Genomic DNA, 13,182 nt, shown 5'->3' on the forward strand with positions numbered 1-13,182 from the left:
TACAGATTGCAAACTTATTCTTGCAATCTGTTTTTTAGGATTATATACTACTATTAGTACCTAGTCATAGAAGTGGACGGTGTATACATCATGCGAAGAACGAAGCGAGAACGGCAGCGGTTATTAAAAGAAACGATTGAGGAAAATCCGTTTATTACAGACGAAGAATTGGCAGAAAAATTTTCTGTTAGCGTTCAAACGATTCGTCTTGATCGGCTGGAGTTATCGATTCCTGAGCTAAGGGAACGCATTAAACATGTCGCAGAAAAATCGTTTGCCGATAAAGTAAAATCGCTTCCAATTGAAGAAGTGATCGGGGAAATTATCGACATCGAACCGGATCAAAGCGCGATTTCGATTTTTGATGTGAAAAAAGAACACGTCTTCAAACGAAACCAAATCGCGCGCGGCCATCATCTATTTGCCCAAGCGAATTCACTGGCGGTTGCCGTCATTAACGATGAATTGGCGCTGACAGCCAAAGCGAACATTCGCTTTACTCGACAAGTGAAAGAAAACGAACGCGTCGTAGCAAAAGCGAAAGTCAAAGGGGTAAACGAAGCCGGCCGGACGATTGTCGAAGTAAATAGCTACGTCGGGCAAGAACTTGTTTTTTCTGGAGAATTTGAAATGTATCGATCGAACATCGCAAAAAAGGATGGAGTCAACGATGAGAATTGCAATTGATGCTATGGGCGGAGACCATGCTCCGAAAGAAATTGTTCTCGGGGCAGTAAAAGCGGTCCAACATTTTTCCGATTTGGAAATTACGCTATTTGGCAAGGAAGAAGCGGTGCGACCATTTCTTTCAGAAACCGCCCGAATTCAACTCGTTCATACGGAAGAAGTCATCGAAGCAACAGACGAACCAGTGCGGGCTGTCCGCCGGAAAAAACAAGCGTCGATGGTATTAATGGCCGAAGAAGTGAAGCAAGGGCGCGCACATGCGTGCATCTCTGCAGGCAATACAGGAGCATTGATGGCGGCAGGGTTGTTTATCGTCGGCCGGATTGAAGGGATTGAGCGTCCGGCATTAGCGCCAACGTTGCCGACGCTTGATGGAAAAGGATTTGTCTTTTTAGACGTTGGCGCGAACGTCGACGCCCGTCCGGAACATTTGCTGCAATATGCATTAATGGGGTCGATTTATGCGGAAAAAGCACGCGGAATTAGAAAGCCGCGCGTTGGGTTACTAAACGTCGGAACAGAAGACCAAAAAGGAAACGAGTTGGCAAAGCGGGCGTTTCAGCTCATGCAATCGGCAAATATTCATTTTGTCGGCAACGTCGAAGCGCGCGATTTACTGGAAGGGGTCGCAGATGTCGTCGTGACCGATGGGTTTACAGGCAATGTGGCGTTAAAAACGATTGAAGGAACGGCGATTTCGATGTTTACAATGTTAAAAGAAGCGCTAACAAGCAGCTTTTCTAGCAAGCTTGCAGCAGCGGTGCTGAAGCCGAAACTGCTTGATATTAAAAAGAAAATGGATTATTCGGAGTACGGTGGCGCTGCGCTATTCGGATTAAACGCTCCGGTCATTAAAGCGCACGGCTCATCTGATGCGAACGCCATTTTCCATGCGATTCGCCAAGCACGCGAAATGGTGTTGCATCGTCTCGCAGAAACGATTAAATCCGAACTTGAACGGATGCAAAAGGAAGGGAACTAGCATGGGCAAATTAGCATTTATATTTCCAGGGCAAGGGTCACAAACCGTTGGCATGGGAAAAGAATTAGCGGCACAAGACGAAAAAGTAGCAGCTATTTTTCAAGCGGCCGATGAGCGGCTCGGCTTTTCGCTTTCCTCCATTATTTTTGCAGGGCCGCAAGAAACGTTGACGTTAACGTACAACGCCCAGCCGGCATTGCTAACAACAAGCGTCGCGTTGCTGGAAAAAGTAAAAGAAGCTGGAATCGTGCCTGATTATGTCGCTGGCCATAGCTTAGGAGAATATACAGCACTTGTAGCAGCAGGAGCGATTTCGTTTTTAGATGCGGTATATGCGGTGCGCAAACGCGGCGAATTTATGGAGGAAGCTGTGCCTAGCGGAGAAGGAACGATGGCGGCTGTACTTGGAATGGCGGCGGAAGAACTTGAAGCGATTACCGAGCAAGTAACGAAGGAAGGCAATCCTGTGCAATTAGCGAATTTAAACTGCCCTGGGCAAATCGTGATTTCCGGCTCCAAAACAGGGGTAGAACGTGCAGCAGAACTTGCCAAAGCAAAAGGAGCGAAGCGGGTCATCCCCCTTGATGTAAGCGGTCCATTCCATTCTGCGCTCATGAAGCCAGCAGCCGGGAAGTTAGCCGACGTATTAGCGACGATCACAATTAACGACGCTGCGATTCCTGTTATCGCTAACGTGACGGCAGAACCGATGACCGAAAAGGAAACGATTCAGCGCTTGTTAATTGAACAGCTTTATTCGCCGGTTCGTTGGGAACAATCGGTGGTGAACATGATAGAATTAGGTGTCGACACGTTCGTCGAAATCGGACCTGGAAAAGTATTAGCAGGGCTTGTGAAAAAAATTAACCGCAATGTCACCGTCTATTCGATTTATGATGTTGCTTCCCTCGAAGCAACCGTTGCGGCATTGAAAGGGGAATAAACATGTTGCAAGGAAAAGTCGCACTCGTTACAGGGGCATCGCGCGGCATCGGCAGAGCGATTGCGCTCGAACTTGCGCGTCATGGGGCAAAAGTAGCCGTCAACTATGCCGGCAGCGAAGCAAAAGCGAAAGAAGTAGTCGAAGAAATTGAACAAATGGGCGGCGAAGCGTTTATGGTGCAGGCGAACGTCGCAAGCAGCGAAGCGGTAGAACAAATGGTAAAAGAAGTGGTGGAACGTTTTGGCCGCATCGATATTTTAGTGAACAACGCCGGCATTACGCGCGATAATTTATTAATGCGCATGAAAGAAGAAGAATGGGATGATGTAATTAACACGAACTTAAAAGGCGTGTTCCATTGCACGAAAGCGGTCACGCGCCCGATGATGAAACAACGCTTTGGTCGCATCGTCAATATCGCTTCGATTGTTGGGGTGAGCGGCAATCCAGGGCAAGCAAACTACGTTGCGGCGAAAGCGGGCGTGATTGGCTTTACGAAAACAGCAGCAAAAGAGTTGGCAAGCCGCAACATTACGGTAAACGCGATTGCGCCAGGCTTTATTACAACGGATATGACGGACCGCTTGAGCGAGGATGTGCGGACGGAAATGTTAAAGCAAATTCCGCTTGCTCGTTTTGGTGAGCCGGAAGATATTGCGAAAGTCGTTTCTTTTTTAGTTTCTGACGCTGCGAACTACATTACCGGACAAACGATTCACGTCGATGGCGGAATGGTCATGTAAATTCACGCTAGTATTTTGGCAAGAAATTGTCTATAATCATGAGAGGAGGTGAATGCAATTATGGCAGACGTATTAGAGCGTGTAACGAAAATTATCGTTGACCGTCTAGGGGTAGAAGAATCGCAAGTAACGCTAGAAGCTTCTTTTAAAGAAGATTTAGGCGCGGATTCTTTAGACGTAGTAGAACTTGTGATGGAATTAGAAGACGAATTTGACATGGAGATTTCCGATGAGGAAGCAGAAAAAATCGTCACAGTTGGAGACGCTGTGAACTACATAAAAAGCCGCATGTAAATAATGAAGAAAAGTCCCGTTGCCTAAACGGGGCTTTCTATGCTTTTTTATTAGGGCTCTTGTCGAGCAGATGATGGAAGTCCGGAGGTTCATATATGTCGAAGCAGAAAGAAAAAGAGCAGCGTGCGAACGAAAAAAGGAGAACGAAATTCCGACAGTTGCAAGAAACAATCGGCATTTTCTTTCAAAACGAAAAGCTATTAATTCAAGCGTTTACCCATTCATCGTATGTGAATGAGCATCGCAAACGACCGCAAGAAGATAATGAGCGCCTTGAGTTTTTAGGCGACGCTGTGCTAGAGTTAACCGTTTCTCAATATTTATTTCAACAGTTTCCGCATATGAGCGAAGGGGAGTTGACGAAGTTACGGGCGGCGATTGTATGCGAGCCGTCGCTTGTGAAATTTGCGAACGCCCTTTCCTTTGGTCAGCTTGTGCTGCTCGGAAAAGGGGAAGAGATGACGGGCGGGCGCATGCGACCATCGCTATTGGCGGATGTGTTTGAAGCATTTGTCGGGGCGCTTTATTTAGATCAAGGAATGGATGCGGTCATTCGATTTTTGGAACAAACGATTTTTCCGAAAATTCGCGAAGGTGCTTTTTCTCATGTGATGGATTATAAAAGCCAATTACAAGAGCTTGTACAACGCGATGGCAGCGGTGTCATCGAGTATGTGATTTTGCAAGAAAAAGGGCCTGCGCACAATAAAGAGTTCGTTTCACGCGTGTCGTTAAACGGTGAAGAATTTGGTGTTGGTGTTGGGAGATCGAAAAAAGAAGCGGAGCAAAAAGCAGCGCAAATGGCGTTAGAGAAGCTAAAAGCGTTAGCGACCGAATAAGCAAAAGGGCTGGCTGAGCAACCGATAGTCAGCCCTTTTGTCGGCTCTATGTTTGAACGAGCAATTATGGTACAATAGGAAAGATTTTAGATGAAAGATAGCGAGGCGGGGTACGTATGTTCCTCAAACGGTTAGATATTATCGGCTTTAAATCGTTTGCAGATCGGGTGTCAATTGAATTTGTTCCAGGGGTAACGGCTGTCGTTGGCCCAAATGGTAGCGGTAAAAGCAACATTACCGATGCGATTCGCTGGGTGCTTGGTGAGCAGTCAGCAAAATCGCTTCGCGGTGCGAAAATGGAAGACATCATTTTTGCAGGCAGCGATTCCCGTAAGCCGCTGAACATTGCCGAAGTGACGTTGACGCTCGATAACGAAGACCAATTTTTGCCACTTGACTACCAAGAAGTAAGTGTCACACGGCGCGTATATCGCTCAGGCGAAAGCGAATTTTTTATTAACCAACAACCGTGTCGGTTAAAAGATATTGTCGATTTATTTATGGATTCCGGGCTAGGGAAAGAAGCGTTTTCGATTATCGGCCAAGGGCGGATCGAAGAAATTTTAAGCAGCAAACCGGAAGAGCGGCGCACGATTTTTGAAGAGGCGGCTGGGGTATTAAAATATAAGATTCGTAAGAAAAAAGCGGAACATAAACTTTTAGAAACACAAGATAACTTGCAGCGCGTCAACGATATTTTACATGAGTTAGAGCATCAGCTCGAACCGCTCCAAATACAGGCATCGATTGCCAAAGACTATTTAGAAAAGCGCGGCGAACTGGAAAAATTAGAAGTGGCGCTTATTGCGCACGAAATTGAAGAACTTCATCGGCAATGGAGCGCGCTAAATGAACAAGTGGCGATTCATCAGCAAGAAGAAATGGCGCTTGCGGCAACGATGCAAAAAGAAGAAGCAGCCGTAGAACAACTTCGCGACCAGTTGACGGCGCTCGATGAATCGATTGACGGCTTGCAGCAAGTATTGCTTTCGGTCAGCGAAGAACTCGAAAAGCTAGAAGGTCGGAAAGAAGTATTAAAGGAACGGAAAAAAAATGCAGCGCAATATAAAAACCAGCTAGAAGAGGCGATCGTTTCTTTGACAGAGAAACAAGCGCGGCTTATTGAGGCGCTTACGAAAGAAGAAGAAACGCTTCTGCAAGTAAAGCAAGAAATTGCCGCGCTTCAGGCAGAACTAAAAGAAAAACAGCAAGCGTTTTCTCTCTATAATGTCAACGTCGAAGAACGAATGGAGCAATTAAAAAGCGATTACATCGAACTCGTTCACGAGCAAGCATCGTTAAAAAACGAGCGTTCACATTTGCAAACACAGCTTGAAAAACTAACAACAAAACAAGCAACGCTGGCGAAAGAAAATGAAAAATATTTGCGTGAACGCGAATACGTACAAGCACAACAAGCAGAGCTGAAAGCGCAATACGAAAAAACAGAGCGCATGATGATCGCGTGCGAAAGCAAATTGCAAGAAAAACTCGAACAGCTGTCGCATCTAAAGCAAGAAATCGAGCAAAAAGAAGCGATGCTTTATCAAGCATACCAATATTTGCAGCAAACGAAATCGCGCAAAGAGATGTTGGAAGAAATGCAGCATGATTACGCAGGTTTTTTCCAAGGCGTCAAAGAAATTTTAAAAGCGCGCCATCAGCTTTCCGGCATTCATGGAGCGGTAGTGGAGCTCATTTCTGTTCCAACGGAATACGAAACGGCGCTTGAAATAGCGCTTGGCGGTGCGATGCAGCATATTGTTGTCGCGAATGAAGAAGCGGCGCGGGCGGCGATTCAGTATTTAAAAACGAACGCATACGGCCGGGCGACGTTTTTGCCGCTAAACGTCATTCAAGGCAAGCATATCCCAAAAGAACAACTAGCGCTTGTTGAGCACCATCCGGCGTTTGTCGGTGTGGCGAGTGAGCTTATTTCTTATGATTCCATGTATCGGACGGTCATGGCGCATTTGCTCGGCCATGTCATTGTGACAACGGACTTAAAAGGGGCAAACGAATTAGCCCGTCTCCTTCATTATCGCTACCGTCTAGTGACGCTTGACGGGGATGTCGTTAGCCCAGGCGGTGCGATGACGGGCGGCGGCGTAGCGAAAAAGACGAATTCGCTTTTAGGTCGAACGCGCGAACTAGAAGCGATTACGAGCAAACTGCAAGAAATGGAAACGAAAACAATGCAGTTAGAGCAATACGTGCAAACGAAAAAGAAAGAAGCAAACGAACACGAAGCGGAAATCGCAGAGCTTCGAAAGCAAATCGAACAATGGCGCGTGGCGCTGCAAGAAATAAAAAGTGCATGGCGCGAGGTGGAATGGCAAGAAAAACATGTAAACGAACGGCTTTCGTTATATGACCACGAAAAAGCGCACGACGAGCAAGAAAAAAAGCAGCTTGAAGCAAAAATAGCTGCCGCCGATGAAAAGCTGCGGCAAATGGAGCAAGCGCTCGCGGAAATCGATGAGCAAATGCAACAACTCGCGGTGCAAAAGCAAGATGAACAACAGTCAAAAGAAGCGTTGCAACAAGCGATGACGGAACAAAAAATCGCCCTTGCGGAAAAGCAGCAGCTGTTTAAACATTTGCAAGAAAAAATCGAACAAATGAAGCTTGAACAAAACGACACAGAAGCAAAGCGGAAAACGGCAGCAGAAGAGTTAGCGGTGCTCTGTGCGGAAATGGAGTCGAACGATTCGGGCGAAGAACAACTCGAACGGTTGCGGCAACAAAAGCTACAAGATAAAAACGAAACGGTCGAACTCATTGCTAGCCGCCGTGAACAGCGCTTGCAATATCAACAAACGCTTGAAAACCTTGAACGCGAAGTAAAAGAGAAAAAACGAAACTACAAACAGCTCACCGATATAATCAAAGACGAAGAAGTGAAATTGAATCGCTTGGACGTGGAGCTGGAGAATTTACTAGCACGTTTGCGAGAAGAGTATACGTTAACGTTTGAAGCAGCGAAAGCAAACTATCCGTTGGAAATCGAGGCGGCGGAAGCGCGGAAAAAAGTGAAGCTCATCAAACGAGCGATCGAAGAGCTCGGAACGGTGAATTTAGGCGCGATTGACGAATATGAGCGCGTATCGGAACGATATCAGTTTTTAACGACGCAAAAAAGTGATTTACAACAAGCGAAAGAAACGCTTTATCAAGTGATTGACGAGATGGACCAAGAGATGAAAAAACGCTTTTTCGCGACATTTGAGCAAATTCGCTCACAGTTTGGCGACGTTTTTGCACAGCTGTTTGGCGGGGGGCGCGCGGATTTGCAGCTGACCGACCCAGCCGATTTGTTAAATACAGGCGTCGAAATTGTCGCCCAACCGCCGGGGAAAAAGCTGCAACATTTAAGTTTATTATCAGGTGGCGAGCGGGCGCTGACGGCGATTGCGCTATTGTTTTCGATTTTAAAAGTGCGGCCGGTGCCGTTTTGCGTGCTCGATGAAGTGGAAGCGGCGCTTGATGAAGCGAACGTGCATCGCTACGCCCACTACTTAAAACAGTTTAGCAGCCAAACGCAATTCATTGTCATTACCCATCGGAAAGGGACGATGGAAGAAGCGGACGTGCTTTATGGGGTGACGATGCAAGAGTCTGGCGTATCGAAATTAGTGTCCGTTCGTTTAGAAGATTCCAAGCAGCTGGTGAAATCATAACGAAAGGTGGCAAAAGCGGTGAATTTTTTTAAAAAACTGAAAGAGAAAATTACGCAACAAACGGATGCAGTAACGGAAAAGTTTAAACAAGGGCTTTCGAAAACGCGCGATTCGTTTGCCGGACGGGTGAACGATTTAATCGCCCGCTACCGGAAAGTCGATGAAGAGTTTTTTGAAGAGCTGGAAGAAATTTTAATCGCTGCTGACGTCGGCGTGACGACAGTGATGGAGTTAATTGACGAATTAAAGATGGAAGTGAAGCGCCGCAACATTCAAGAGACGAAAGAAATGCAGGCGGTCATTTCCGAGAAGCTTGTCGACATTTATAAAGGCGGCGATGACCAACCAGCGACATTAAATATGCAAGAACATGGATTGACGGTCATTTTATTTGTCGGTGTCAACGGGGTCGGGAAAACGACGACGATCGGAAAATTAGCGCATAAGTTGAAATCGGAAGGGAAAACGGTGCTTTTAGCGGCTGGCGATACGTTCCGCGCTGGGGCGATTGAGCAGCTCGAAGTATGGGGCGAGCGCGTCGGGGTGGACGTCATTAAGCAGTCGGCCGGATCAGATCCAGCCGCCGTTATGTATGATGCGATTCAAGCAGCGAAAGCGCGCAACGTCGATGTGTTGTTATGTGACACGGCTGGCCGTTTGCAAAATAAAGTAAACTTAATGAAAGAGCTAGAAAAAGTGAAACGCGTCATCGAGCGTGAGATTCCAGGAGCTCCCCATGAAGTGCTGCTCGTACTCGATGCAACGACAGGGCAAAACGCAATGAGCCAAGCGAAAATTTTTAAAGAAGCAACGAACGTGACCGGCATCGTGCTCACCAAACTGGACGGCACCGCCAAAGGCGGCATCGTCCTAGCGATCCGCAATGAACTCAACATCCCAGTCAAATTCGTCGGCCTCGGCGAAAAAATGGACGACTTGCAAGCCTTCGACCCGGAGCAGTACGTCTATGGACTGTTTGCGGATTTATTAGAAGAATAAAGAAAATCGACGGGCAAAAAGGATGTTCCAACGGCGGGGCATCCTTCTTGCGTATTAATGTGATCAGCATTATGGAAAACAAAGGAGAGGAGGGAGGATTATTTTACCACTGAAAAAAGAATTGACGTTTTTAAGAGGGGTTTGTCAATATAATAGTGTCGGTCGTCGATATTCCGTCGATGGGATATTACTAGCTTATGAGGTGACATCGTGTGAAGAAAAGGAAAAGGTATTCATTTCTATCGTATGTGCTTGCGTTTACGCTAACCATTTCGACATGGACGCCGTTTGTAAAGGCAGAGGAAACCTCTTCTTCGTCTGTGACAGAACCTATTCAAGACCACACCGTTTCTCTTCCGAACGAAGTGCAAAAAGAAGAGCCCTCTTCTCGTGACCCGTATCCGAAGGAAAAAGAGATCCCCTCTCTTCGAACGGAAACAACGAAGGTCTATGAAAACTCGGATGGAACGTATACCGCAGAAGTGTATACTGAACCCATCCATTTTAAGAAAAACGGCCAATGGGTAGACATGGACAACACATTGGTTGAAAACTCGCAACAAGAATTCGAAAACAAAGCGAACCAATTTAAAGTGAAATTTCCAAAAAAACCGAAACAAAATCGCCAAGCAAGATTGTTTACATACGAAATCGCAGGGCACAACATAACGGTAGAGTTATCCGATGATGATGCTCCAGCAGCCAAACAATTTAAGGGAATCAAGGATATAGCCGGAACTTTTCAAAAAGAGCGCGTTCAATATAAGCAGCTCTATCCTAGTGTGACATTTGATTATGCTTTAGACGGAACGAAAGTCAAGGAAAATATTATTTTCGATTCCTATCAAGGAAAAAATCGTTTTGAGTTTCATATCAAAGTCCAAGGGTTAAAAGCGGAGAAACAAGAGTCTGGAACCATTTTGATGGCACGAATCCGCATACGTTTACGTACGATTTTGCCAACCGCTTGAAGTCATGGACGTATCAAGGAAATACGGTTCAATATGACTACGATGCGGCGGGGAACTTGAAAAACCCACACGGCAAGACGCTTACGTTTAACGCCGCGAATGAGGTGGAAGGTTTTACTTACGATGAAGCAGGGAATCTTCTTCAAGATGATAAATACCAATACGAGTGGGACGGAGAAGGCCACCTGCTTACCGTCAAAGATTTAAATGGAAACACGCTCGCAAGTTTCACCTATCATCCAAACGGCTTGAGGAAAACGAAAACGGTGAATGGTGTAACGTACCATTACCACTATGACGGCTCGAACTTAATCCGCATCACTGATGACAACGGCCAAACGGTATGGGCGTTTACGTGGGCGAATGGAAAGCCGAATACGGTGACGAATGCAAATGGCGATACGTTCTACTATGTCACCAACTACCGCGGTGATATCGTCCGCATTGTTGATGAGAACGGTGCGACCGTCGCGAATTACAGCTATGACCCATGGGGCAAAGTGCTTTCGGTTTCGGAAAATGCGGCAGTAGCTGGACAACCGTTAGGATATGCGGGATATTATTATGATAAGGAAACACAGCTGTACTACTTGCAGGCGCGGTATTACGATCCAGAGACGGCGAGGTTTATTTCGAGGGATCCAGATCCGGGAGATAAAGATGATCCGATCACTCAAAATGCCTATACGTATGCCAATAACAATCCGGTGATGAATGTCGATCCGGATGGGCATTGGGCTGTGGATGCGATGTGGCTGATTATGGATACCGCTGCATTTGCGTCCAATCCATCGTTATCCGGTGCAGCATGGATTGCGGCCGACTTTGCTTCCTTTGCGGATCCGACGGGAGCGCTATCAACAGCAGGTCATGCAGGAAGGCTTTTAGGTTCTTATAATAAGTTAAGGAAAGTGATAAAAGGAACAGGTTTAGAAACTCACCATTTAATTGAAAAAAGATTTGCTAGGAGCATGGGAGTAAATAAAGGACATATGCTTTCTGTTGCATTAACAAAAGAGCAACATCGGGTTTATACGAATAGATGGAGAAAGGCTATACCTTATGGCAAAAAAACCGTTACTAGAAAGGAAATAAGAAAGGCGTTAGAAAAGGTTTATTATGATAATAGAGCCTTACATTATGCCAGCTTAAAATACTTACGTTCTACGGGATGGAGGTAGGTTTATGAGGAAAGTCGCTAAAATTGTATTAAGTAAAAGCCCTTTCTCCAAAACGGAGCCACAAACACTGATTGAAAAGTATGGAAAATATATTAAATTCGACCCTGATATTAATCAAATTCGAATGTATACGGATATTCCCGAATACCATGAGTTTTTACTAGAGGTTCGTGCGAATTTATTAAGAATATCCCAAGGATTTGAGCTGGAATATTCAAAAGAAGATTATGACCGAGCTAGCTATTTTATACTAGGCTCTCTTCGATTAGTAGACAGTGTTTACGAGGATGAACCAGAAGCGCTCTATGTCAGACGTTGTACCCGTTGTAATGTTTACATCGATCAAAAACAAGACTTGATCATTAAGAAAAAAACGTTTCGTCCTAAAATGGTTGCAATGACTTGGGAGGAAGAATTGATTGTTTCTCCCGATGTTAAATCCCTTATAGAGGAAAATGGCTGGGAACATGTTGAATTTAGGCCTGTGTTTAACAAGGTGAAAAAGACTAGTCCCATTGCGTATCAACTAATAGTGACGCACATCCTTCCTCCTATTCATGCTAAAACAGAACTAAATCGAGTGGCTCCTTGTCCATCTTGCCATTTTAAAAGCTTCCGCTTAACTCCGGAACATGCGATGTACTATGCGCAAGAGGAGATCGACCAATTTGCTGATTTTAATCGGACGTTCGAATATTTTGGTTCTGGATTTTTCCCAAGGCCTTACGTAATCGTTTCAAAAAAAGTACGCGATTGTTTTTTGAAACATCAAATTAGGGACGCCACGTTTGAACCGATCTTTTTCTGTTAATCTTCATCTGGCTTGAGGAGTTGTGATGCTTTGAAGTCCCCTTTGATTCGGAACTCCAAATATTACACTGAGTGAGCCGAATCAAAGGGGCTTTTTTATACAGGAAATGGGGAAATATTCGGTGATTAGTGAATACGGATCTGCATCAACAAAAATGTCCTTATATTAAGACGCCTCGTAAAGAGTGTTAGGCACGTGTCACGAATGCGAATGGCGATACGTTCTAATACGTCACGAACTACCGTGGTGATGTCGTCCGCATTGTCGATGAGAACGGTGCGGCGGTTGCGAATTACAGCTACGACCCGTGGGGCAAAGTCCTGTCTGCTTCTGAAGATGCGGCTGACTCTGGACAACCACTGGGATATGCCGGGTATTATTATGATAAAGAAACGAAATTGTATTACCTTCAAGCGCGGTATTACGATCCGGAGACAGCGAGGTTTATTTCAAGGGATCCAGATCCGGGGGACCAAGACGATCCGATCACTCAAAATGCGTATACGTATGCGAATGATAATCCAGTAATGATGATGGATCCTAATGGATATTTTGCTGTTGCCATTCCTGTAATTTATGCTGCCGCATTAGCGGTTCTAGGTGTTGGATTAGTTTATTATGCGGTTCAGACACTTGATGCTGTATCGAAACTAATTGAACAAAGTTTTGCTAGAGTAAAGAAAAGGCCGAAGTATAAATCTAAAACTGAATTACACCATATAGTTGCACAAAAGGCTGGAAAAGCAGAACCAGCTCGACGGATATTGGAGAAAGTTGGAATCGGCGTAAATGATAAAGAAAACTTAGTTAGGATCAAAACCGGGCTGCATAGAAGGCTGCATACAACAAAATATTACCAAGCAGTTAATACCATTATAGGTTCTGTTTATAATACAAAATATGGCCGAAAAGTGAACCGAAAGAGAGTTGTCGCTGCTCTTGAAGCAATTAGAACATGGTTAGAAGTGCAGAGTTTCCTCTCACCATTCTAAATTATAAATTTAAAATAACTTTTTAGGACATCGTTAACCACGGATTCTTAAGCATGGATG

12 protein-coding genes are annotated in these 13,182 nt (G+C 45.3%); all 12 read left to right on the forward strand.

Features of this window, described 5'->3' with window-relative positions; all coding sequences use genetic code 11:
- The first annotated feature begins 90 nt into the window (after nucleotides 1-90).
- The 12 genes from fapR (at nucleotide 91) to GGR02_RS17760 (ending at nucleotide 13,122) form a co-directional block, all read left to right on the forward strand.
- Nucleotides 91-687: a transcription factor FapR gene (gene fapR / locus GGR02_RS01745; RefSeq protein ID WP_183183036.1), complete on the forward strand. Its 597-nt coding sequence runs from the start codon at nucleotides 91-93 to the stop codon at nucleotides 685-687.
- Nucleotides 671-1,669: a phosphate acyltransferase PlsX gene (gene plsX / locus GGR02_RS01750; RefSeq protein ID WP_183183037.1), complete on the forward strand. Its 999-nt coding sequence runs from the start codon at nucleotides 671-673 to the stop codon at nucleotides 1,667-1,669. The genes fapR and plsX overlap by 17 nt, the downstream gene beginning before the upstream one ends.
- Nucleotide 1,670: 1 nt before the next feature.
- The gene (fabD, locus tag GGR02_RS01755; RefSeq protein ID WP_183183038.1) at nucleotides 1,671-2,612 is read left to right on the forward strand and encodes an ACP S-malonyltransferase; all 942 of its coding nucleotides are present in this window, start codon (nucleotides 1,671-1,673) and stop codon (nucleotides 2,610-2,612) included.
- Between the two features lie 2 nt (nucleotides 2,613-2,614).
- Nucleotides 2,615-3,355 (forward strand): 3-oxoacyl-[acyl-carrier-protein] reductase, encoded by a 741-nt coding sequence (gene fabG, locus GGR02_RS01760; protein WP_183183039.1) that lies wholly within the window; start codon nucleotides 2,615-2,617, stop codon nucleotides 3,353-3,355.
- 60 nt (nucleotides 3,356-3,415) lie between these two features.
- Nucleotides 3,416-3,649 carry an acyl carrier protein gene (gene acpP / locus GGR02_RS01765; protein ID WP_066323715.1) on the forward strand — a complete coding sequence of 78 codons (234 nt, stop codon included), beginning with the start codon at nucleotides 3,416-3,418 and terminating at the stop codon, nucleotides 3,647-3,649.
- Nucleotides 3,650-3,744: 95 nt separating this feature from the next.
- Nucleotides 3,745-4,488 carry a ribonuclease III gene (gene rnc, locus GGR02_RS01770; protein ID WP_183183040.1) on the forward strand — a complete coding sequence of 248 codons (744 nt, stop codon included), beginning with the start codon at nucleotides 3,745-3,747 and terminating at the stop codon, nucleotides 4,486-4,488.
- Nucleotides 4,489-4,604: 116 nt separating this feature from the next.
- Nucleotides 4,605-8,168, forward strand: coding sequence for a chromosome segregation protein SMC (gene smc, locus GGR02_RS01775; RefSeq protein ID WP_183183041.1), 3,564 nt, complete (start codon nucleotides 4,605-4,607; stop codon nucleotides 8,166-8,168).
- Nucleotides 8,169-8,186: 18 nt separating this feature from the next.
- Nucleotides 8,187-9,167, forward strand: a complete 981-nt coding sequence (gene ftsY, locus GGR02_RS01780; RefSeq protein ID WP_183183042.1) for a signal recognition particle-docking protein FtsY — start codon at nucleotides 8,187-8,189, stop codon at nucleotides 9,165-9,167.
- A 212-nt stretch (nucleotides 9,168-9,379) separates the two neighbouring features.
- On the forward strand, nucleotides 9,380-10,138 hold the full coding sequence (locus GGR02_RS01785) for a hypothetical protein (RefSeq protein WP_183183043.1): 759 nt from the start codon (nucleotides 9,380-9,382) through the stop codon (nucleotides 10,136-10,138).
- The gene (locus tag GGR02_RS01790; RefSeq protein ID WP_183183044.1) at nucleotides 10,135-11,319 is read left to right on the forward strand and encodes an RHS repeat domain-containing protein; all 1,185 of its coding nucleotides are present in this window, start codon (nucleotides 10,135-10,137) and stop codon (nucleotides 11,317-11,319) included. Before GGR02_RS01785 ends, GGR02_RS01790 begins: the two co-directional genes overlap by 4 nt.
- A gap of 4 nt (nucleotides 11,320-11,323) precedes the next feature.
- Nucleotides 11,324-12,130: a hypothetical protein gene (locus GGR02_RS01795; protein WP_183183045.1), complete on the forward strand. Its 807-nt coding sequence runs from the start codon at nucleotides 11,324-11,326 to the stop codon at nucleotides 12,128-12,130.
- Between the two features lie 260 nt (nucleotides 12,131-12,390).
- Nucleotides 12,391-13,122, forward strand: a complete 732-nt coding sequence (locus GGR02_RS17760; RefSeq protein WP_268238427.1) for an RHS repeat-associated core domain-containing protein — start codon at nucleotides 12,391-12,393, stop codon at nucleotides 13,120-13,122.
- Nucleotides 13,123-13,182 lie beyond the last annotated feature (60 nt).

The organism is Anoxybacteroides voinovskiense, assembly GCF_014196205.1.
Taxonomy (GTDB): Bacteria; Bacillota; Bacilli; order Bacillales; family Anoxybacillaceae; genus Anoxybacteroides; species Anoxybacteroides voinovskiense.

Excerpts from the sequence above, each read along its gene's own strand:
- fapR (WP_183183036.1), top strand. The coding sequence starts at position 91 with ATGCGAAGAACGAAGCGAGAACGGCAGCGGTTATTAAAAGAAACGATT.
- plsX (WP_183183037.1), top strand. The coding sequence starts at position 671 with ATGAGAATTGCAATTGATGCTATGGGCGGAGACCATGCTCCGAAAGAA.
- fabD (WP_183183038.1), top strand. The coding sequence starts at position 1,671 with ATGGGCAAATTAGCATTTATATTTCCAGGGCAAGGGTCACAAACCGTT.
- fabG (WP_183183039.1), top strand. The coding sequence starts at position 2,615 with ATGTTGCAAGGAAAAGTCGCACTCGTTACAGGGGCATCGCGCGGCATC.
- acpP (WP_066323715.1), top strand. The coding sequence starts at position 3,416 with ATGGCAGACGTATTAGAGCGTGTAACGAAAATTATCGTTGACCGTCTA.
- rnc (WP_183183040.1), top strand. The coding sequence starts at position 3,745 with ATGTCGAAGCAGAAAGAAAAAGAGCAGCGTGCGAACGAAAAAAGGAGA.
- smc (WP_183183041.1), top strand. The coding sequence starts at position 4,605 with ATGTTCCTCAAACGGTTAGATATTATCGGCTTTAAATCGTTTGCAGAT.
- GGR02_RS01795 (WP_183183045.1), top strand. The coding sequence starts at position 11,324 with ATGAGGAAAGTCGCTAAAATTGTATTAAGTAAAAGCCCTTTCTCCAAA.